Raw genomic sequence first — 22,790 nt, 5'->3', positions numbered from 1 at the left:
TCGACAGCAAAACCTTACATATCTATTTCTTATCAGAAAGATTCACTTTCCAAAGACACAAGATTTTTTACAGCCTCTGATCAAATCATGGATGCGACGGCATCTTTATGCGCATTTTCAGCCTTATACTGCAGATAATGTCTGGTTTTTCAATGAAAAAGCGCACTTTCCCAACCCTTTACATTTCGCAAAGGGCTGATGTGCTTTTTATTTTACGGCTTCTAAAATTTATGCTGTCTTTTTCAACTCAAACAGGTGTTGTCCTGTTCTTCCGCTCTGTATTTTATTGTGCAGTTTGTTGACGTTATGGGCAATTGCAAGGATTACGCTTTGGGCGGTGACATTTTCTATTCCGCGATACAGATATCTGCGAAATTCCATATCCTGCTTTACTTCCGCAAAGGAACCCTCTGCCTGAATGCTCCGGTTCATCCTCAACTTGGTCCCATATTCACTTGTGATACGCTTAAGATCTTCTGACCGTTTCTGCTTCATTGTCTTTGAAACATACAATACCTTATTTCTCTCTTCCATAGGAGTTTTGCAGTTATTCCCTTTTATGCATTCTTTTTTTCTGCTACATCCATCACAGCCGCTGCATTCGTATACGGTCGTCGTTCGCTGGTATCCGGTTGCTGTCTTTTCTGTACGGTCATACTGTGCCGTCAGTTCCCGTCCCATACTGCAGGTATAAACATCCTTTTCTTCATCATAATCCATGTTTTCCACCCGGCTGATATCATTCTGGTATTTTCGGCTCTTGGATATTTCGTAATTCGCAGGTTTTATAAAAGCGACCTGCCCGTTCCCTTCTATAAACAGATAGTTTTCTTCACTTTCATAACCCGCATCTGCTATGATATCCTTATACTTGAAGCCAAGATATTTCTCCATATCTTTCAGAAATGGAATCAGCGTTCTTGTATCTGTTGGACGTGGGCTTACCGTAAGCCACTTGATGTATTCTGAATCCACGCTGTGCTGGAGGTTATATGCGGGTTTTAACTGCCCATTCTTCATCGCGTCTTCCTTCATGCGCATAAAGGTGGCATCAGGATTCGTTTTGGAATAGCTGTTCCGATTACCGCACACATGGATTTTTTTCGTATATTCCTTCAGTTTTTCAATAAACTCTTCCAGCTTTTCTATCGATTTTTGAAGTTGTGTTTTTCTTTTCACTATACCATGGACGAACTCGATCCCTTCGTCTTTTTTTATCTTATATAGTTTCTTTCGGATCCTTTTCAAGGAGTGAAGAGAGTAAGAATCTTTGCAAATCAGTTTTAATCCATAAAGCTGCTCGCATTCGGAAATAAGGCCGGAAATTTTCACAGTTAGCTTCTTTAAATTTTTATTTACAGCTTTTTTCCACACAAATGTATACTTATTAGCTGCCGACTCTATTTTTGTCCCATCGATAAATATCTGATTTCCGGATATCTCACCAAGCTCATACAGAGTGTTTGTCACTTGAGCCAGGGTATGCTTCGAACATCTGGCTAAATGAAGCGAGATAAAACGTGCAATCGTAGCATGGTCCGGTACAGGTTTCCCCTCCAGAAGGTACATAAAGTTGATGTCTCTTCTGCAGGCAGTTTCAATATCTCTGCTCGAATAAATATGGTTCATACTGGCATAAATGATAATCTTAAAGAGCTGGCGCGGTGATGCCTGATCAGATTTGACCTTTCCATATGTTTTATAAAGGTCTGAGAGCTCCATTCCCTCCACAAAAGCACTCAGCAGGCGCACCGGATCATCAGCCGGGATTAAAATTTCTATATCCAGCGGAAGTTTGATTTGATAATACAGAGAAGATGCAGTATAATCTTTCTGTAATGATATAGGGGTTCGCATACCTGTTTTTTACAACAAGAGCCTGACTTTTGAAAGTCGGCTCTTGTTTTTGGCAAAAAAGAGGCCGCACAATAACTTCTGTTAGTTCGACAGCCCCTTATGCTAGTTGGGACGCCCCAATACATAGCGCTTACAATTTGAGTGGTAAAATCACTGGAAGTTAAGACATAAAGTAACCTGCTGTGGGAGTAGTAAATAAATCGTCCTGCACTTGATTTTTCGTCCAGATTGGCATACAATATGGACGAAAGGAAAATGGGCTGGACGATAAAGTAGTATTCATAGCAGCCCAGGTGCAAAGTGAGAAATTTCGATTATATGAAGCTATCCGAAAGAATGTGGGATACAGAAACTGTATCATATATTGCAAAAATTCATGAATGCAAGGGGCGGCAAGACCTTTTTGTAAGGCAAAAGCCTGTTGAGTTGGAACGGCTCATTGAAATTGCACGGGTACAGAGTACAGAGTATTCCAATAAAATCGAAGGAATAGTAACAACGAGTACGAGAATAAAGCAGCTCATGGATGAAAAAACGACACCTCGTAATCGGGATGAAAATGAAATCATAGGTTACAGAGATGTGCTGAATACAATTCACGAGAGCCACGATTATATTCCGGTTAGACCGTCATATATTCTGCAATTGCACAGGGACTTGTTTAAACGTGCTGGAATGTCCTATGGAGGGCAGTTTAAAAATGTGCAAAACTATATTAATGGAACAAGGCCGGACGGGACGCAGTTTACCAGATTTACTCCAGTAGCCCCTTATGAAACGGAAGCGGCTATTGAGGCAATCTGCTCAAGTTATGAGAGAACGCTGGCTATAGAAGCAGTTGATCCGTTAATTTTAATTCCTGCATTCATCTGTGATTTTCTTTGTATTCATCCGTTTAACGATGGTAATGGAAGAATGAGCAGATTGCTGACATTATTGCTTCTGTATCAGAATGGCTATGAGGTCGGTAAATATATCAGTATTGAAAAGCAGATAGAAAAGACAAAGGATGTTTATTATGACGTACTTCAAGGCGCCGATTATGGTTGGCATGAAGAACAAAATGACCCTACGCCTTTTATCCGGTATATGCTGAAAGTTATCCTTGCTTGCTATACTGAATTTGAAGAACGGGTTGGTATGCTTAATGCTAGTGGTGTAAAAAGCAGCGCTTATGACATGGTCAGCACTTATATATCCAATAAAGTCGGAAAGTTTACAAGCGCAGATGTGATAGCGGCGTGTCCGGGTGCTGGACGTTCTGCATTACTAGCAGCATTAAAAAAGCTGACGGAGGAGAAGCACATCGTAAGGTTAGGGGCGGGAAGAAGTACCTATTATGTTCGAAGTGATGCGCTAAGGTAATGTTTTCATCCGAATTAGCTTGAAATCGTCCAAAATGAGATGAAAATGGATGAAAAAGATATCTGCTAGTACACAGAATTTATCTCTGCAGAGACGCCGGAGGTCAAAGCAACGATTAATCCTCTGGATAAGAAGCCCGGATCTTCCTTGCCTGTGGTCATATCCGATATGGTATAGCATTCTGGGAGAAAGAATGTATGGTGGTTATAGAATGAGGAAGCGGAAAGAGCCGACTTATTCTGGAATGGATGAAAAACATGCCATCGAATTGGTTCGGCTTTTTTACACAGAATGATGACAGACGATTTATTTGAAATGCGCGGCATTACGGCGGAATACCGGACCATATTTGTTCGGCCACTTGTAATCAGAGGGGACTTTATGGTATCATGAATCACAAGAGGTCGATTATGCGTTTATGTAGCTCGGAAGACTTATCCAGGGATTCCGGAGTGCAAAAAGTGCACTGAAAAAATAGGCTCTTCAGCCGGAAGATCAAAGTATCTTTGGCGGAAAAGGGGTGTGAAGATAGAATGGCAAAAGTGAATTTACCGTATGGCATTGACAATTTTTCAAAGGTTCGGACTAACAACTGCTACTATATTGATAAAACCAGCTTCATTAAGGAACTTTTAAGTGAGACTTTTGACGTGAACCTGATTACCAGACCGCGTCGTTTCGGAAAAACTTTGACGATGAGTATGCTTGCAGAGTTTTTTGATATCCAAAAGGATAGCAGAAAGCTCTTTGAAGGGCTTGAAATAGTAAAGGATACAGACTTCTGTGAGGAATGGATGAATCAGTGGCCGGTACTGTTTCTGACATTGAAAGATGTGGACGGGAGAAAATTTGAAGGAGCGTATGACCTTTTGCAGTATACGATATCTGTGCTTTGCATTGAGCAGGCATATCTGGCTGATAGTGACAGGGTTGACAGTTCTGACAAAGAGCGTTTCCTCCGGCTGAAAAGCGAAAACGGAAAGATGTCGGATGTGAAAAGCGCGCTGGTTACATTGCTTCGTATGATGAAAGCGCATTACGGAAAAGATGTAATCTTGCTCGTTGATGAGTATGATGTTCCGCTTGCGAAAGCCAGTGACAATGGCTATTATGATGAAATGCTGGAAGTGATACGAAGTTTCCTCGGCATGGCGTGGAAGTCTAATCCGGCCCTGAAATTTGCCGTGGTGACAGGGTGTCTCCGTATTGCGAAGGAGAGCATATTCACAGGTGCGAATAACTTTATTTCCAATTCCATATCCAGCCAAAAATATCAGGATTATTTTGGATTTAAGGAAACGGAAGTAAGTGTATTGTTGCAGGCTGCGGAATTACAGGATTTTTTGCCGGAAATGAGGAAATGGTATGACGGATACATTTTCGGCAAAGAAGAGATTTATTGTCCCTGGGATGTGATCAACCATGTACGGGCATTACTGACTGACCAGAATGCAGCACCCGATAATTACTGGCTGGATACGAGCCATAATAATATCATCAAGCGTTTTATCGAACATCCGCATATCAACGTCAATGCCAAGTTTGAAACGCTGCTGGCAGGCGGAGTGATCCAGGAACCGATCCGCGAGGATCTGACTTATGATATTGCCCATTCTACGGAAGATAACCTGTGGAGCATTCTGTACCTGACGGGATATCTGACACAGGTACTTCCGGAGAGACTGCCGGAAGGAATGAATCTTGTAACGGGAAATAAGGCACTCCGAATTCCAAATGAAGAAGTGAAGTCTGTATTTGGCGACACCGTGAAGAAATGGTTTGAGGAAAAAATCGTCGTAAGTGACCGCAGCGGGTTGTTTCAGGCATGGTGGAGCGGAGATGCGGAAAAACTGACACAGGAAGTTACGGATATTCTTTTTGGAACCATAAGCTACTTTGATTATAAGGAAGATTTTTACCATGCGTTTGTCGCAGGCTTATTTTCCGGCGCAGGCTATGACGTGAGGACAAATTCAGAGCAGGGAACTGGACGGGCAGATATTGTTGTAAAGGAGCAGGAGCGCAGAAGGGCAATCGTGATTGAAGCAAAGTGGCCTGGTAAAGAAAGAACAAGTCTTGAAAAGGAATGTGCAGATGCGCTGAGACAGATTAAGGATAAGCAGTATATGAGGAATCTACAGATAGAGGGTTATACGACAGTCTTTTGCTATGGGGCGGCGTTCCTTGGAAAGACGTGCCTGATAAAGCTGGCAGATAAGTAAAAGTGGATTTGTTGATTGAATTTTCAGACAACTGCCGTTGGATATCTTGACTTTCCAGGAGGCGGGTGGTAGAATGACGCCATAATAGGTATCGTATAGCCTTTGGAAAGATTTTACTTCTTAATAAGCGTTGACAGGTTCTATAAAGGTATCCTGTTAGACACATTTGGTGTTGTTAGCGCCGGAAAGGAGTGTGTTGGAGTTATGGGAGTTTATTTGAATAGCACAAGCGCATATGGCTTGTTTCAAGAGGATTTTTCTCTTGCATATTATGTGGATAAAAGTGAGATTATTAAAGAACTTGTACCTCTTGTAGAGTTAAACAGAAATACAAGAAAAAAGATTGGTATGGACAAAGGGAAGGGTCCTAAATATGTGGCAATTACCAGACCGCGCCGATTTGGAAAGACAGTCATGGCAAATATGATTGCATCCTATTTTGGAAAAGGTGTGGATAGCCACGAGGAATTTGACACCCTGAAAATATCTGGATATCCGTGGTATAAAAAACATTTAAATCAGCATAATGTGATTCATATTATGTTTAATGAAATGCCGGATGAAGTTACCACCTATGCAGAATACATCGGAATGATAAAAGATACTTTGCGGGATGATTTGATGATGGCATATCCGATGATCAATGTAAGAGAAACTGATTCCATATGGAGAATACTGACAAAGATCTATGAATACTGTAATGGTGAGAAGTTCATTTTTGTGTTGGACGAGTGGGACTGCATTTTTCACAAAGGGTTTGTGACGGACAAGGATAAGACTGCTTACATTGACTTTCTCAGTAATCTTTTGAAGGATAAAGCCTATGTTGAGATGGCTTATATGACCGGCATACTTCCGATTGCTAAGTATTCCAGTGGATCAGAGTTGAATATGTTCTGTGAGTATACAATGGTCACAGAGGAGAAGTACAGCGAGTTTTTTGGATTTGTGGATGCCGAGATTGATGACCTTTTTGCTCGGTATCTGGAACGTCAACCTGAGAATCAGAAGGTAACACGGGAGGGACTGCGCGCTTGGTATGACGGATATCATACCAAAGGAGGAGAGCGCGTGTACAATCCTCGCTCCGTGGTGTTGGCTTTGGAGAATAACAATCTCGGAAACTACTGGACCAGTTCGGGACCCTATGATGAACTATTTTACTATGTCGGAGCTAATGTAGACCAGGTAAAAGACGCTGTCGGACTTTTGATTTCGGATATCCCGGTACCGACAAATGTTCAGGAATATGCTGCTACGTCAATGGAACTTAAAACGCGGGACGAGATTTTCTCGGCGATGGTCGTTTATGGGTTCCTGAACTATGAAAATGGCTGTGTTGCCATTCCCAACAAAGAGCTAATGGATAAATTTGCGGAGATGGTGCAAAAAGAAGTTTCCCTTGGAGTTGTGTATCAGCTTACCAAAGAATCTGGAAGGATGCTTGCAGCGACAAAGGCCGGCGATACAAAAACCATGATGGAAATCCTCCAGTTCGTCCACAATACGGAGAGCCCGTTCACGGTTTATAGCAATGAGGCGGAATTGGCGGCGATTATAAAGCAGGTTTATTTGAAGGCACGCGATTTCTACCGCATTGAACGCGAGGACAAGGCGGGGGTTGGATATGTGGACTTTATTTTTTATCCGGTTGTGAAGAACGATGACTGTATCATTATTGAGTTGAAGGTAAACCACACAGCGGATGAGGCAATTCAACAGATTAAAGACCGTCAATATGTACTTCGTTTTGAAAGCAAACTTGGGGAGAAGCCTGAATACACAGGTCGTATCCTTGCCGTTGGCATTGCCTACAGTAAAGATGACAAGAACAAACGACATGAATGCAAAATCGAGGTTCTGCGTGATAGAATAAAATAATACAAATGAAGTATGCGGAAGACGATGAACTGACTTCTGCGTGTGAGCAAGCATTGCAAGGTGGCTGCCGATTAGCTGATGTGACAGGTGTCGCTCATTTCGGGAGGCACCTGCTTTTTGTACGTTAAGGAGAAATTAGAGTATGATATTTCGGTTGATGCCCTTAGTAATATATATCCCGGTGGGGATTTATCTGTATCATGTTTTTGCAAGGTTCCTCACCCTTTTACATATTGAAAGGAAAACCATCGCATCAAGGCTGCTGTCTTTGGTTGCTGTTGCAGCGTGTGTGCGATGGGGATGGAGAGTCTATGGGCTTGGCGCGGTGATCGTGCTGCATTTTTTTGCCCTCTGTCTCTTGATGGAGCTTATAAATTTCCTGGTGAAAAAACGGAAGAAATCTGAAAAGGCAGAAAGAATCTGGAGTTTTCTTTACCGAAGTGGTATACTGGCTGTCGCAGCGATCGCAATCATATTTCTGTACGGATATTTTAACATCCGGGACGTGCGCAGAACGGAGTATCGCGTAGAAACGGAGAAACCGGTTCAGAATCTGATCATTGTCCAGGTTTCGGATCTTCATATGGGAACCACCATGAATCTGGAAGAACTGGCGAAATATTGTGATAAGATCCAGGAGGAAAAACCAGATGTCCTTGTGCTGACAGGAGACATTTTTGATGAGAGTACATCCAGGGAAATGATGGAAAAGGCAGCGGAACTTCTTGCCGGGATCAGGACAACATATGGCTGCTATTATGTGTTTGGCAACCACGATTATAACTATTATGTAAAGGAACCGTTTTATACACCAGATGATCTTCGTAGAATACTGACCGAAAAGGGAATTCATGTACTGGAGGATGAGACAGTACAGGCCGCAGAGAATCTGGTGGTAGCAGGACGGCAGGATGCCTCTGTGGGAAGAATGGATATAGGGGAGCTTCTGGGGGATGCGGATCAGGACTCCTTTGTACTTTTGCTGGATCACCAGCCCAGGAATCTGGAGGAAAATGCAGAGGCGGGCATGGATCTGCAGCTCTCCGGACATACCCATGCAGGGCAGATCTGGCCTACCGGGCAGCTTTCTGCTTTGACCGGGGTCACGGAACTGAACTATGGAATCAGGGCTTATGGAGACAGCCATGTGATTGTTTCCTCAGGAATTGCAGGATGGGGTTATCCCATCCGCACGGGCGGGCATTCTGAGTATGTGGTGATCCATATAAATTAAGACATTTTTACGAGGGGAGTTTATGGGGCATGAAACAAAAGATGCCGAAAGGAGTAAACCAGATCACGGAAGGTGTGATCTGGAAGCAGCTATTATTATTTTTCTTTCCAATCGTGTTTGGAACTTTATTTCAGCAGATATATAACACAGCGGACACAGTGGTGGTGGGGCGTTTTGTGGGGAAGGAAGCCCTTGCCGCAGTTGGAGGCTCAGCAAGCCAGATCGCGAATCTGCTGGTGGGATTTTTTGTGGGGCTGTCCTCCGGGGCAACGGTGATCATATCCCAGTTTTACGGTGCGAAGGATGAAAAGAATCTGAAGCTTACCCTGCATACAGCCTTTGGATTTTCCATCCTGGCAGGTATTGTCATTGGGCTGGCAGGCTTTTTCCTTTCGGAAAGGCTGCTGGAGATGATGAATACGCCGTCTGAGGTTATGAAGGATTCCATCCTCTATCTGCATATTTATTTTGCCGGGATCCTGTTTAATCTGATCTACAATATGGGTTCCGGGATCCTGCGGGCTGTGGGTGACTCGAAAAGACCATTGTATGTACTGATCGTCACCTGCATCATGAATATCCTTCTTGATATTCTTCTGGTGGTGCTCTTTGGTATGGGAGTGGCTGGTGTCGCCTTTGCTACCGTATTGTCGCAGGCTGTCAGTGCAGTTCTGGTGGTGTGGATGCTGGTTACCACAAAAGAGATTTACCAATTGAAGATTTCGGAGATCCGGGTTTATAAAAAACACCTGACGGGATTTCTGCGTATTGGTATTCCGGCAGGGCTGGAATCTGTCATGTATAATATTTCCAATATTTTGATACAGGTATTTGTAAACAATTTGGGAACCGACACAGTGGCGGCCTGGGGAACGCTGGGAAAGATCGACGCATTTTTCTGGATGGTGATCAATGCCTTCAGCATATCGATCACCACCTTTGTAGGTCAGAATTACGGGGCTGGAAAGTTTGAAAGAATGCGGAAAAGCGTCCGTGTCTGTATGGGAATGTCACTGGTCAGCTCCGTGGCGATCAGCGGGCTTTTACTTGTGTTTGGAAGAAATATTTTCGGCTTGTTTACCACAGATTCGTCTGTCATCCGCATCGGCTCCCACATGATCAACTTCCTGCTCCCGGCATATTCCATTTATGTGGTGATCGGGATTCTGTCGGGAGCGCTGCGGGGAGCGGGAAAAGTGCTGGTCCCCATGCTTCTGACCTGCGGCGGGGTCTGCACACTGCGTATCATATGGCTGTTTACCATGATGCCGGGACATCCGGGAATTGATACGATCATGCTGAGCTATCCCATTTCCTGGAGTATCACAGCCGTGTTATTTATCGTCTATTACATAAAGAGGTTTCCGCGTTCTCACAGGCAATGATGGTGAGTCTTTTTTAATCTGGCATTCCATTTCTGGACTACCAGAGGATTTACCTTCATCTCTTTCCGGTCATAAGTCAGGATGCCGTTTACCTCCTCCTCAATATCCGAAAGCTGAGTATAGATGGATGCGGAAAGTCCCTTTGCGGCTGCCGGGAAAATGGTGTTTTCCATCAGCTTTTCATAGCCGTCTGTCAGGGCTTCTCTGCTGTGGAAGACCTGGTAGCCGTAAGTGGTTTCGCAGGCACTGTGTTCCTCGGTCCGCCAGGAATAGCCGCCGAATTCCGTAAGAGCCAGAGGGCGGTGATCCTTTGGCAGCCTTAGTTTGAAAAAGTAATAATGAAGGCTTTTGATATCGCCGCAGCCCTGGTCAAACCAGCCGCTGGCAGAATCCACCAGGCGGGATGGGTCCAGAGCTTTTAAATACTTTGTGACTTTTTTTGAGGAGAATTGTCCCCAGCCTTCATTGAAAGGTACCCATGTGACGATGGAGGGATGGTTGTACAATGCTTTAACAGCGGCGCGCAGCTCGTCAAGAAACTCCTGCCTGCCGGCAAAATCGCGGCGGGAGAGCAGATAACGGTGCCAGTCCTTTACCGAAACGTGCAGATAGGAAAACAAAGTGGCAAGGTAGGTGACAAACCAGCTTTTGTAAGAGGTGCCGCCGTTTACCATGTCCTGCCATACCAGCATTCCCAGTCTGTCACAGTGGAAGTACCAGCGTTCCGGCTCAATTTTGGTGTGTTTGCGCAGCATGTTAAAGCCAAGGCTTTTCATAGTGCGGATGTCATAGATCATTGCCTCATCACAGGGTGCAGTATAAAGTCCGTCCGGCCAGTAGCCCTGATCCAGCACTCCGGACTGGAAATAGGGGCGATTATTTAAAAAGAAACGGGGAGTACCGTGCTTGTCTTTTTGCACATGACATTTCCGAAAAGCAAAATAGGTGAAGATTTCATCTTCGCCATAGCGGATGCGTACCGGATACAGCCATGGACTTTCAGGGGACCATGGCTTTTTGCTTTCGGAAGGAATGGTGAGGGCAGCGGTTTTGTCTGCATCAAATACCTGGCTGGTAATCAGGCATTCACAGTTTTTTTCGGAAACACCTGCTGCATCCAGGAGCTGCGGCTGGAAAACCTGGCAGGTTACCTTTTCCCGGGAATGCTTTTCGGAGGAAAATGCTTTCAGATGAAGACTGGATTTGTCGTAATCTACAGTAATACGCAGGTTTTCTATGTAGGCAGTGGGTACGGCTTCCAGCCAGACTGTCTGCCAGATGCCGCTCTGGGCTGTGTAGAACATGCCGCCCGGTTTCAGCTTTTGCTTGCCGCGGCTATGGTAGGAGGTATCGCTGAAATCCTTTACAGACACCAGGATGCGCAGAAGGCTGTCCTTAGCGGTCAGATCTGTGATGTCCAGGGTAAAAGGCAGATATCCGCCTTTGTGATATCCTGCGAATTTTCCGTTTATGTATACAGAGCAGATCTGGTCAACGGCGCCAAAATGAAGAAGTAGCCGGCGGTTTTCCGGGGAGAAAAATTCCTCTGGAAGCCGGAAATCCTGGGCATACCACAGAGTTTCATCCGGCTTTAGCTGTTTTCCTACGCCGGACAAGGGGGCTTCCGGGGAAAAAGGTACCCGGATCTGTCCGTCATAAGGAAAGGGCGCCTCCCCATAGAACTGATAGGGCAAAATCCTTTTATCTGTAATGACATAATTCCACATTCCATTTAAATCTGCCCATTCCCTGCGTACAAGGCCAGGTCTTGGATATTCTGTCAGAGTATTTCCCTGCAGCGCTTCCTGCGTCCAGGGTGTTTCTAATAATCTCATGGCATATACCTCCGCAAAAAAATACAATTGATGTTTAAAGTATACAACTTTTGATGCACAAAAGAAAGTAAAGTCTGGAAGATTCCTTCTTTCTATGATAACATGGTACAAGAATAGGGATACAGACGAGGAGATTCGAACAGTATGAATATTTTAAATATAGAACATATCAGCAAGATTTTCGGAGACAAGGTGATTTTTGATGACATATCCTACGGCGTGCATGACGGGGATAAGATCGGTATCATCGGGATCAACGGTACGGGAAAAAGTACCCTTCTGAAAATAATTGCCGGATTGGAGGAGCCGGATGAAGGACAGATCATCACCCAGAACAACCTCCGTATGACCTGGCTTCCCCAGAACCCGGAGTTTCCGCAAAAAATGTCCGTCCTGGATTATGTGGCAGATGGAAAATGGCAGAGGGACTGGAGCACAGAGAGCGAGGCGAGAAATGCGCTGAATAAGCTGGGGATTTTTGACCATAAGGAGGAGCTTTCCCATCTGTCAGGCGGGCAGAAGAAACGGGCAGCCCTTGCCAGGACACTGGTAAATCCTGCCGATGTGCTGATACTGGACGAGCCAACCAACCATTTGGATAACGAGATGGTAACCTGGCTGGAGGATTTTCTCATTAAATTTAAGGGCGTTGTGATCATGGTAACTCATGACCGTTATTTCCTGGACCGGGTATCCAATAAGATCCTGGAGATCAGCCATGGAAAGCTGTACGCCTATGAGGGAAATTATTCGGAATTTCTGGAGCTGAAGGCACAGCGGGAGGAGATGGAGCTTGCAAGTGAGAGAAAAAGAAAGAGCATTCTCAGGATGGAGCTGGAATGGGCAAAGCGCGGCTGCCGGGCAAGAAGCACCAAGCAGAGGGCAAGACTGGAGCGTCTGGAGGCGCTGAAGAACGGGAAGGCTCCTGTGCAGGATATGAATGTGGAGCTGGATTCTGTGGAGACCAGAATGGGAAAAAAGACCGTGGAGCTTCATCATATCAGTAAAAGCTACGGGGAGAGAAAGATCATCAATGATTTTGACTATATTGTGCTGCGGAACCAGAGGCTTGGCATTATTGGTCCAAATGGGTGCGGCAAGTCCACGCTGATTCGGATGATCGCGGGGATTTTGGAGCCTGATTCGGGAACCGTTGAACTGGGTGAAACCATTAAGATCGGATACTTTGCCCAGGAGGTTCCGGATATGGACAGCAGCCAGAGGGTAATTGACTATATCCGGGACGTGGCGGAATATATTCCCACAAGGGACGGGAAAATCAGCGCGTCCATGATGCTGGAACGTTTTCTGTTTGACTCCGCCATGCAGTATACGCCTGTTTCCAGGCTTTCCGGCGGGGAAAAAAGACGGCTTTATCTTTTAAAGGTTTTAATGGGTGCGCCCAACGTGCTTCTTCTGGATGAGCCAAGCAATGATCTGGACATCCCGACGATCACTATTTTGGAGGATTATCTGCAATCCTTTTCCGGTATTGTGATCGCGGTGTCACACGACCGGTATTTCCTGGATAATATTGTGGACCGGATCTTTGCCTTTGAGGGAGCGGGAAGGCTGACCCAGTACGAGGGCGGTTACACCGACTATGCCCAGGCACGGCAGCGGCGGGAAACGGGAGAAACCGAAAAAGCCGCAGCTTTGGAAACCGAAAAGAAAGCTTCGGCTGCCAGGGAATGGAAGCAGAACCGTCAGGAAAAGCTGAAATTCTCCTTTAAGGAGCAGCGGGAGTTTGAGACGATTGATGACGAGATTGCAGCGTTGGAAAGTAAGATAGAAAAGCTGGAGGGCGAGATCCTTGCAAATGCCACCAACTCCATGAAGCTTCGTGAGCTGATGGAGGAAAAGGAAACAACAGAGCAGCAGCTTGAGGAAAAAATGGACCGTTGGGTTTATCTGAATGATCTGGCAGAACGTATAGAAAGGGAGAAAAATGGACAAAATTAACCGTTATGCCTGTATCCCCAAAATTGACAGACTGATGGAGGCTGAAAACGTGAAGCCTCTCATTGAGAAATATGGCTACACACCTACCCTGTGGGCTGCCCGTGAGGTGGAGGACAGGATCCGCAGGGAAATCGATATGGACAGTGTGGACGGCGTTATGGACCTGATCTTCAGTATCCCGGAAAAGATGGAAGCGCTTTTGAGACATAAAGGCCAGGAAGAAATGTGCCGGGTGATCAATGCCACAGGCGTGGTCCTTCACACAAATCTCGGGAGAGCGCCCATCAGCAAAAAAGTGATGGAAAGAGTCTCCAATATGATGACTGGCTTCACAAATCTGGAATACCGTCTTTGCGAAGGGAGCAGAGGCAGCCGCTATGAGCATTTTGAGGAAATGCTGTGCAGGCTTACCGGAGCGGAGGCTGCCATTGCGGTTAATAATAATGCAGCGGCAGTGCTTCTGATGCTTACCGCGCTCACTGCGGGACGTGAGGTGATCGTTTCCCGGGGCGAGCTGGTGGAAATCGGCGGAAAATTCCGGGTGCCTGAGGTGATGGAGCAGAGCGGTGCGCGACTTATTGAGGTGGGGACGACCAACAGGACTTACCCGGAGGACTATGAGAAAGCGATTGGGGAGGCAACGGGGGCTGTCTTGAAGGTCCACACCAGTAATTACAAAATTATAGGTTTTACCCATGAAGCCTCTGTCTGGGAGCTTTCTAAAATTACCAGGGAATCGGGCATTCCCCTCCTGGTAGATCTGGGAAGCGGAAACCTGGTGGATTTCAGGGACTATGGGATTCCATGGGAGATCACTGTCCGGGATATCATAAGAAAAGGCGCGGATCTTGTGACCTTCAGCGGTGATAAGCTGCTGGGCGGCCCCCAGGCAGGTATTCTGGCAGGAAAAAAGGAACTGATAGATAAGATCAGCCGCCATCCCCTTATGCGTGCTGTGCGTATTGATAAATTTACTGCGGCAGCTATGGGGGAAACTCTCCGGCTCTACCTCTATGGAAAGGCATGGGAGGAAATTCCGGTGCTGGAAATGCTGGCGAGGGATGAACGGATGATGACAGACATGGCGGATCGGCTTATGGAGGCTGTTACCATCACAGAGGAAGAGGGAATCAGCCTGAAAAAAGTCCGGTCAAATACTATGGTGGGCGGCGGTTCCATGCCGGAGGAGACACTGCCAGGTATTGCAGTGGCGGTCACATCAGAGAAGCTGTCGCCGGATGAAATCTGCAAAATACTTCGGGAGTCAGAGCCGCCGGTTGTGGGAAGAATTGTAAACGAAAGCGTTTATCTGGAAATGCGTACTGTTTTCCCGGAAGAGATTCCGGTTCTTGCGGAAATTATATCCGAGCTTCTGTAAGGTCAAACGGGGCAGGAGGTAAGAATCATGAGTGATGAAAGGTATGTGCTGATCGGAACGGCAGGCCATGTGGATCATGGGAAGACCTGGCTTACCAAGGCGCTGACAGGAATCGATACAGACCGTTTGCCGGAGGAAAAGAGCAGAGGAATCACCATTGAAACGGGCTTTGCCCCATTAAAGCTGCCGGACGGTACAAAGGCCGCGATCGCGGATGTGCCGGGTCATGAAAAATTTATCAAAAACATGGTTGCCGGAGCTGGCGGTATTGATATGGTCATGCTGGTTGTGGCCGCGGATGAGGGGGTCATGCCCCAGACCGTGGAACATCTGGAAATCCTTTCTCTCCTGGGAATTTCCCAGGGTCTTGTGGCGCTCACAAAAATCGATGCGGTCCAGGAGGAGCAGCGCTGCAAAGCGGAGGCGGAAATAAGAGATTTATGCAGAGATACTTTTCTGGAGCAGGCTCCCATATTGCGGGTCAGCGCAGCGACAGGGGAAGGGATTGAAACTCTTAAGGAGGCGCTTTCCCGAATGGTTTCCAAGGCAAAGGAGAAACGGAAGGATCTGCCGTTTTGTCTGCCTATAGACCGGGTTTTTACACGGAAGGGCTTTGGAACCATTGTGACTGGAACGCTGATACAGGGAAGTCTTGGGATGACGGATGAGGTCATGCTTTATCCTGAGGAGGAGTTGGTGAAAATCCGGTCCATTCAGGTTCACGGACAGGAGCAGTCAAAGGTTTTGGCAGGACAGCGTGTTGCGGTCAATCTTCCCGGAAAGCAAAAGGAGGAGATCTCGAGAGGAGAGATCCTTGCAGCGCCGGGAAGCATGCAGAGGACCGTGACAGCAGAGGCGTTTCTGAAGGTGATGAAATCAGCCGGACGTACTGTGAAAAGCGGAAGCAGGGTACATCTTTACCACGGTGCAAAAGAGCTTATATGCAGAGTGATCCTGAAGGAGCAAAAGGAACTGCAGCCGGGCGAGGAAGGGGTTGCTCTCCTTCGCATGGAAGAGGAAACGGCGCTCAGAAAGGGAGAACCCTTTGTGATCCGTTTTTATTCCCCTGTGGAAACCATTGGAGGCGGAATGATTCTGGACCCTTGTCCGAAAAAAAGAGGCCGGGGCAGTGAACAGACCTTGGACAGTAAGGTAAAGACAAAGGATAAAAAAGAAGGGATTTCCACGGAAATGCTGGAAAGGATTGGCTGTATTTATGAGAATGCAGGCTTTCAGCCGCCCTTGACGGAAGAAATAAAAACTGAATTTAAAAAAGAAAAGGATTTTTCCAAGGCGTTTTTTTTCATGGTAAGGGAGAAAAGGCTTATGAAACTGGATGAGACCCACTATCTTCACAGGAGTTTTTACGAGAAAGCACTGATAGCTGCTAAAGATCTTCAGCAGGAGAAGGGGCAGATCATGACAGGAGAATTCCGGGACAGACTGGGAATTTCACGAAAAAACGCGATCGCGCTTCTGGAAGGGTTTGACCGGGACGGCTTTACGGAAAGAACGGGAAATATCCGTACCCTGCGTTCTGTCTAACTGGCGGGAACATGTGGGAATCGAACCCACCCGGGACGGATCAGCGCCCCACACTGGTTTTGAAGACCAGGAGATACACCAGCACCCATCTGCTCCCGCAAAAAGTATAACCGAAATAAAGGTATCTGGCAAGTGCCGCTTTTGCAGAACAAATTCGAAAAGGAGGGACTGATATATGAAAAGTCCGCTTACAACCCACTGTTATGTGGAGAAGGATGATGCTTATTTGATGCTTCACCGGATTTCAAAGAAGAACGATGTCAACAAAGATAAATGGATCGGAATCGGCGGTCATTTTGAACAGGGAGAAAGCCCGGAGGAGTGTCTTTTGCGGGAAGCTCTGGAGGAAACGGGACTGACCTTGACAGCCTGGCGTTTCCGCGGTATCGTCACCTTTACCCAGGAGGGCTTTGGCACGGAGTATATGTGCATGTACACGGCGCATGGATTCGAAGGAGAACTGCGAGAATGCAGTGAGGGGACCCTTGAGTGGGTACCGAAAAAGGATCTGGGAAAGCTGAATATGTGGATAGGAGATCATATTTTTCTCAAGCTTTTGAGAGAGGAAGCGCCCTTCTTTTCCTTAAAGCTGACCTACAAGGGAGACGAGCTTACGGAGGCTGTTCTGGATGGAAAAGAAATTCCGCTGCCGCTGGATGAGTCCTATTTTAAAAACTAATGGAAACCATCGTGTGATTCTATTGACTTTTAGCCCATTTTTTTAGTATGATAAGGGTTAAGGTTTCATAGTAGTGTAAAACCGTGCTTCAGGAACGGTACAGGAGGAAAATATGGCAGAGACAGTCAGAGTTGTGGTAGACGCCATGGGCGGTGATCACGCGCCGGCAGAGCCTGTAAAGGGTGCTGTGGAGGCGGTAACAGAGAGAAGCGACATCCAGGTCATCCTTACGGGAAAGCAGGATGCTATTGAAAAAGAATTAAGCAAATATCAGAATTACCCCAAAGAAAGAATCCGTGTGGTAAACACCACAGAGGTCATTGAAACGGCGGAAGCACCGGTCATGGCAATCCGGAAAAAGAAGGATTCTTCCATTGTGGTAGGGCTGAATATGGTAAAGAAGCAGGAGGCAGATGCCTTTGTTTCCTCCGGCAGTACAGGAGCGATCCTGGTAGGCGGCCAGGTTTTGGTAGGCAGGAGCAAAGGTGTGGAGCGCCCGCCCCTTGCACCGCTGATTCCTACGGAAAAGGGAGTGTCCCTTTTGATTGACTGCGGTGCAAACGTGGATGCACGTCCCTCCCATCTGGTGCAGTTTGCAAAGATGGGCGCCATTTACATGGAAAACGTGGTGGGAATCAAAAATCCCCGTGTTGCCATTGTAAATAACGGCGCAGAGGAGGAAAAGGGGAATGCCCTTGTAAAAGAAACCTTCCCGCTCTTAAAGGAATGCGAGGGTATTAATTTTATCGGCAGCATCGAGGCCAGGGATATTCCGGCTGGCTATGCGGACGTGGTGGTATGTGAGGCATTTGTTGGAAATGTGATCCTGAAGCTTTATGAAGGTCTGGGAGCTACGCTCTTAAAAATGATCAAGGCCGGGCTTATGAGCACACCGCGCAGCAAAGTGGGAGCAGTTTTGATCAAACCCGCCCTGAAGGAAACGATGAAGGCTTTTGATGCCAGCGAATACGGCGGTGCACCCCTTCTGGGACTGAAAGGGCTTGTTGTAAAGACACATGGAAGTGCAAAGGCTGTTGAGATCAAGCATGCTATTTTCCAGTGTGTGCAGTTTAAACAGGAAAAAATAAATGAGAAGATAGCAGAACGCATCAATGAGGATGCATAAAACAGTTGGCAGGGTGCTGTTTCCAGCACCCTTTGCTATGCAGGAGGAAACGGAAATGGAAAAAAAGTTAGAAGCATTGGAGGAACGTATTGGCTACCGCTTTAACAATCGGCGTCTGCTGACTCAGGCCATGACCCACAGCTCTTATGCCAATGAGAAAAAGCTGGGAAAGATTGGCTGCAATGAGCGTTTGGAGTTTTTAGGGGATGCGGTGCTGGAGCTGATCAGCAGCGATTACCTGTATAAAAAATTCCCGCAGATTCCGGAAGGAGAGCTGACAAAGAAGCGCGCAAGCCTTGTGTGTGAGCCAAGCCTTGCATTCTGCGCCAGGGAATTTGACCTTCCGCAGTATCTTCTGTTGGGAAAGGGAGAGGATATGACAGGCGGCAGGAACCGTGATTCTATTGTATCAGACGCTACAGAGGCTCTTTTGGGGGCTATCTATCTGGACGGTGGTTTTGCTAGTGCAAAGGAGTTTGTGCTGAACTTTATCTTAAATGATATGGAGCATAAACAGCTCTTTTATGATAGCAAGACCATCCTGCAGGAAATTGTCCAGGAAAGATCAAATCACATGGTAGAGTACCGCCTTACAAAGGAAGAGGGGCCTGACCATAATAAAAGCTTTACGGTGGAGGTACTGGTAAACGCGGAGGTAATGGGAAGCGGTACCGGACACACAAAAAAGGCCGCAGAGCAGGCTGCTGCTTATATGGCCATCCGCAAATTGAAAGACGAACGGTAGGGATTCCAAGGCTATGTATTTAAAAAATATTGAAGTGCATGGGTTTAAATCATTTGCCCAGAAAATTAATTTTGAATTTCATAACGGCATAACCGGCATTGTGGGCCCAAACGGCAGCGGAAAAAGCAACGTTGCCGATGCTGTGCGTTGGGTGCTTGGAGAGCAGAGCGCCAAGCAGCTTCGAGGGGGAAACATGCAGGATGTTATTTTTTCCGGTACAGAAACCAGAAAGCCCTTAAGCTTTGCGTCTGTGGCGATCACTCTGGATAATGGAGATCACAAGCTTCCCATCGATTATAACGAGGTGACAGTGACAAGGCGTCTGTACCGCTCCGGTGAGAGCGAATACCTGATCAATGGAAGCACCTGCAGGCTGAAGGATATCAATGAGATGTTCTACGATACCGGTATCGGCAAGGAAGGCTATTCCATTATCGGGCAGGGCCAGATTGACAAGATCTTAAGCGGTAAGCCTGAGGAGCGGCGTGAACTTTTTGATGAGGCTGCAGGTATCGTAAAATATAAAAGAAGAAAAAATACCACCATCAAAAAGCTGGAGGAGGAGCAGCAAAACCTGTTGCGCGTCACGGATATTTTAAGTGAACTGACCAGACGGCGTGGACCATTGGAGCATCAGTCTGAAACGGCAAGAATATATCTTTCCAAGCGGGACAGCCTGCGTGAGCTGGATGTCAATATGTTTCTGGCAGAAAGCGCAGAGGTTACCCGGCAGTTAGAAGAGCTGGGAGAAAAGAATGAAACTGCCAGAGAGCAGCTTGAGAGGACCCAGGAGGATTACGAGCAGACAAAGGTAGAATACGAGCGTCTGGAGACGGAGCTGGAAGAATTAAACAAAAAAATGGATGCGATGCGGGAAGAGGCTCAGAATAAAGCTCTCCGCAGACAGCAGCTTGACGGCGAGATCAAGGTTTTGCAGGAGCAGATAACTGCAGGTCTGCAAAGTGAGGAGCACTACCAGAGCCGCCTCACAGTCATTCAGGAGGAGTCCGGCAAACGGCAGCAGTCTCTTACAGAACTGGAACAGGAGAAGTCAGAGCTGCACGGTACCTTGCTGGAGGCGCGCAGGAAGCTGAAAGCCCAGGAGGAACATCTGAAAAATATCCAGGCGGAAATCCAGGACTGTACCGAGGCAGTGGAAAACGGAAAGAATGAGATCATTGAAATCCTGAATTCCCGTGCCACCACAAAAGGAAAGGCGCAGCATTTCGATACTCTGATGGAGCAGATCGGCATCCGCAAATCTGAGATCAGCCAGAGGATCCTGCATCTGAAGACGGAAGAGGAAGAACAGCAGTCTGCCATGAAACGGGCAAGGTCGGAACACAATGCCATTACCGAACTGATAGGTAATATGAACGGGGAATGTGAACGGCTGGATAAAGAAGTTCACAGACTGACGGATGAATTGAAAAAGCAGAATGCCCAGATGGAGATCGGTCAGACGGCATATCATCGTGAGGAGTCCAGGCTGGAGTCCTTAAAGAACATTACGGAGCGGTATGACGGTTATGGAAACAGCATCCGCCGTGTGATGGAGCAAAAGGACCGTGTGAAAGGCATAAAAGGTGTTGTGGCAGATCTGATCCAGGTAAATAAGGAGTACGAGATCGCCATTGAGACTGCCCTTGGAGGAAGTATCCAGAACATTGTGACGGATAATGAGCAGACTGCCAAGCAGATGATTGAATTTTTAAAGAAAAACCGATACGGAAGGGCGACCTTCCTGCCGCTAAGCAGTATCAGTGCGAGAGGGGAATTTAACCAGAGAGAGGCTCTGAAGGAGCCGGGAGTCATTGGGATCGCAAGTGACCTGGTGACAGCCGGACCGGAGTACATAGGACTTACCAAATATCTTTTGGGACGAGTGCTGGTGGTGGACCATATCGACCACGCCATTGCCATTGCGAGGAAATACCGCTACAGTCTGAGAATGGTTACCATTGAGGGTGAATCTTTAAGTCCCGGCGGTTCCATGACAGGCGGTGCCTTTAAAAATAACAGTAATCTTTTGGGACGGCGGCGTGAGATCGAGGAGCTGGAGGCAAGCGTCAAGGCTTTGAAAAAAGATATGGCGGATATGCAGAAGGCTATTGATGAGAACCGCAGCAAGAGGAATGTGATGCGTGATACTATTGCAGACCTTCAGGAAAAGCTGCGTCGCCAGTATGTGGAGCAGAACACTGCAAGCATGAATATTTCCCAATTGGAGGAAAAGGCTGAGGAGATCAAGGCCGGATATGTCCGGATACAGCGTGACCAGGCAGAAATCCGCCGCCAGGTGGAAGAGGTTCAGGAGGACCATGACAGGATCGCGGAAGAATTGGAGGCATCGAAAAAGGATGAGGAAGAGCTGCAGACCTTTATTGAAACAAGGCAGAAGGAGCTTGATGACTGGAAAAACGATGAGCTGGCGGTTTCCGGGGAAGTGGAAGCTCTCCGTCTGGAAGCGACCACAGTGGAGCAAAAAGAGAGCTTTGTTTCCGAAAATCTTTCCCGACTTATGTCTGAGATGGAAGCACTGGAACAGGAAAAATCGGACATTGGTGAAATTCTGGAGCAGGGTGGACAGGAAATAGAGAAAAAGCGTGAGACCATTGAGGACCTGAAAAGCGCCATTGCAGGCTTTGCCTCCCAGGAGGAAGAAGCCAGAGGGCATTTGGAGCTTTGGCAGAAGGAAAAGGATGAAAAAAATGCAAAGCATAAGACCTTTTTCGAAAAGAGAGACGAGCTTTCCTCACAGATTTCACTTTTGGATAAAGAATGCTACCGCCTGAAAAGTCAGATGGACAGGCTGGAGGAAAACAGGGAGTCACAGATTTCGTATTTGTGGCAGGAGTATGAGATCACGCCCAACAGCGCACTGCAGTATAAAAAAGAAGAGCTGACGGATATAAAGGAAATGAAAAAGCAGATTCACCAGTTAAAGGACGAGATCCGGAAGCTTGGTAACGTCAATGTAAATGCCATTGAAGAATATAAGGAGCTGTCCGAGCGTCATTCTTTCATGTCAGCACAGTACGAGGATTTAAAAACTGCTGAAGCGCAGCTTGAGAGCATTATAAAAGAGCTGGATGAGGGAATGCGCAGACAGTTTTCCGAAAAGTTCAAGGATATCCAGAGAGAGTTTGACAAGGCGTTCCGTGAGCTTTTCGGCGGCGGAAAAGGAACACTGGAGCTGGAAGAGGATGTGGATATCCTGGAGGCAGGAATTAAGATCATTTCCCAGCCGCCGGGCAAAAAGCTTCAGAATATGATGCAGCTTTCCGGTGGGGAAAAGGCACTGACAGCCATTGCTCTTTTGTTTGCCATTCAGAATCTGAAGCCATCGCCCTTCTGTCTACTGGATGAGATCGAAGCGGCGCTGGATGATTCCAACGTGGGACGTTTTGCAGGTTATCTGCAGAAGTTGACGAAGAACACACAATTTATTATAATAACTCATAGGCGTGGTACGATGAATGCAGCGGACAGGCTGTATGGTATCACCATGCAGGAAAAAGGTGTGTCAACCCTTGTTTCCGTAGATCTTGTGGAAAATCAGTTGACACAGTAGAG

Annotated in this window: 14 protein-coding genes and 1 tRNA gene; 12 read left to right on the top strand and 3 right to left on the bottom strand. The window is 46.7% G+C overall.

Going from position 1 to position 22,790, the window contains the following annotated elements; translation table 11 throughout:
• Window positions 1-228: 228 nt before the first annotated feature.
• On the bottom strand, window positions 229-1,857 hold the full coding sequence (locus tag ACESZH_RS17375; RefSeq protein ID WP_373217974.1) for an IS1182 family transposase: 1,629 nt from the start codon (window positions 1,855-1,857) through the stop codon (window positions 229-231).
• 336 nt (window positions 1,858-2,193) lie between these two features.
• Here ACESZH_RS17375 and ACESZH_RS17370 point away from each other — a divergent pair, with 336 nt between their 5' ends.
• The 5 genes from ACESZH_RS17370 to ACESZH_RS17350 all read left to right on the top strand — a co-directional run bounded on the left by ACESZH_RS17370 (window position 2,194) and on the right by ACESZH_RS17350 (window position 9,944).
• Window positions 2,194-3,222, top strand: coding sequence for a Fic family protein (locus ACESZH_RS17370; RefSeq protein ID WP_373219949.1), 1,029 nt, complete (start codon window positions 2,194-2,196; stop codon window positions 3,220-3,222).
• A gap of 533 nt (window positions 3,223-3,755) precedes the next feature.
• Window positions 3,756-5,444: an AAA family ATPase gene (locus ACESZH_RS17365; RefSeq protein ID WP_373217971.1), complete on the top strand. Its 1,689-nt coding sequence runs from the start codon at window positions 3,756-3,758 to the stop codon at window positions 5,442-5,444.
• Window positions 5,445-5,648: 204 nt separating this feature from the next.
• Window positions 5,649-7,325, top strand: coding sequence for an AAA family ATPase (locus tag ACESZH_RS17360; RefSeq protein ID WP_373217970.1), 1,677 nt, complete (start codon window positions 5,649-5,651; stop codon window positions 7,323-7,325).
• A 142-nt stretch (window positions 7,326-7,467) separates the two neighbouring features.
• Window positions 7,468-8,559, top strand: coding sequence for a metallophosphoesterase (locus tag ACESZH_RS17355; protein ID WP_373217969.1), 1,092 nt, complete (start codon window positions 7,468-7,470; stop codon window positions 8,557-8,559).
• Window positions 8,560-8,588: 29 nt separating this feature from the next.
• A complete protein-coding gene (locus ACESZH_RS17350; protein ID WP_373217967.1) occupies window positions 8,589-9,944 on the top strand; it encodes an MATE family efflux transporter in 1,356 nt (451 codons plus the stop codon).
• On the opposite strand, the gene ACESZH_RS17345 is transcribed toward ACESZH_RS17350, so the two are convergent.
• Complete coding sequence (locus ACESZH_RS17345) at window positions 9,932-11,779, bottom strand: glycoside hydrolase family 2 protein (RefSeq protein WP_373217966.1); 1,848 nt, start codon at window positions 11,777-11,779, stop codon at window positions 9,932-9,934. The two genes, ACESZH_RS17350 and ACESZH_RS17345, sit on opposite strands and share 13 nt — an antisense overlap.
• Before the next feature lie 144 nt (window positions 11,780-11,923).
• On the opposite strand from ACESZH_RS17345, the gene ACESZH_RS17340 reads away from it, so the two are divergent.
• From ACESZH_RS17340 to selB, 3 genes are read left to right on the top strand one after another with little or no spacing between them, the layout of a single operon-like run.
• Window positions 11,924-13,741 carry an ABC-F family ATP-binding cassette domain-containing protein gene (locus ACESZH_RS17340; RefSeq protein ID WP_373217965.1) on the top strand — a complete coding sequence of 606 codons (1,818 nt, stop codon included), beginning with the start codon at window positions 11,924-11,926 and terminating at the stop codon, window positions 13,739-13,741.
• Window positions 13,728-15,119: an L-seryl-tRNA(Sec) selenium transferase gene (gene selA / locus ACESZH_RS17335; RefSeq protein WP_373217963.1), complete on the top strand. Its 1,392-nt coding sequence runs from the start codon at window positions 13,728-13,730 to the stop codon at window positions 15,117-15,119. The genes ACESZH_RS17340 and selA overlap by 14 nt, the downstream gene beginning before the upstream one ends.
• 27 nt (window positions 15,120-15,146) lie before the next feature.
• The gene (gene selB, locus ACESZH_RS17330) at window positions 15,147-16,664 is read left to right on the top strand and encodes a selenocysteine-specific translation elongation factor (RefSeq protein ID WP_373217962.1); all 1,518 of its coding nucleotides are present in this window, start codon (window positions 15,147-15,149) and stop codon (window positions 16,662-16,664) included.
• A 1-nt stretch (window position 16,665) separates the two neighbouring features.
• On the opposite strand, the gene ACESZH_RS17325 is transcribed toward selB, so the two are convergent.
• A tRNA-Sec gene (locus ACESZH_RS17325) sits at window positions 16,666-16,761 on the bottom strand.
• A 78-nt stretch (window positions 16,762-16,839) separates the two neighbouring features.
• Between ACESZH_RS17325 and ACESZH_RS17320 the strand changes: the two genes are divergently transcribed.
• The 4 genes from ACESZH_RS17320 (at window position 16,840) to smc (ending at window position 22,788) form a co-directional block, all read left to right on the top strand.
• Window positions 16,840-17,343: an NUDIX domain-containing protein gene (locus ACESZH_RS17320; protein ID WP_373217960.1), complete on the top strand. Its 504-nt coding sequence runs from the start codon at window positions 16,840-16,842 to the stop codon at window positions 17,341-17,343.
• A 112-nt stretch (window positions 17,344-17,455) separates the two neighbouring features.
• The gene (gene plsX, locus ACESZH_RS17315; RefSeq protein WP_373217959.1) at window positions 17,456-18,469 is read left to right on the top strand and encodes a phosphate acyltransferase PlsX; all 1,014 of its coding nucleotides are present in this window, start codon (window positions 17,456-17,458) and stop codon (window positions 18,467-18,469) included.
• Between the two features lie 55 nt (window positions 18,470-18,524).
• A complete protein-coding gene (gene rnc / locus ACESZH_RS17310) occupies window positions 18,525-19,214 on the top strand; it encodes a ribonuclease III (RefSeq protein WP_373217958.1) in 690 nt (229 codons plus the stop codon).
• A gap of 13 nt (window positions 19,215-19,227) precedes the next feature.
• A complete protein-coding gene (gene smc / locus ACESZH_RS17305) occupies window positions 19,228-22,788 on the top strand; it encodes a chromosome segregation protein SMC (RefSeq protein ID WP_373217957.1) in 3,561 nt (1,186 codons plus the stop codon).
• Window positions 22,789-22,790 lie beyond the last annotated feature (2 nt).

Origin of the sequence: Ruminococcus sp. 5_1_39BFAA, assembly GCF_964240875.1 — a bacterium.
Lineage (GTDB): Bacteria > Bacillota > Clostridia > Lachnospirales > Lachnospiraceae > Blautia_A.
This window is presented reverse-complemented; position numbering and strand designations above follow the sequence as displayed.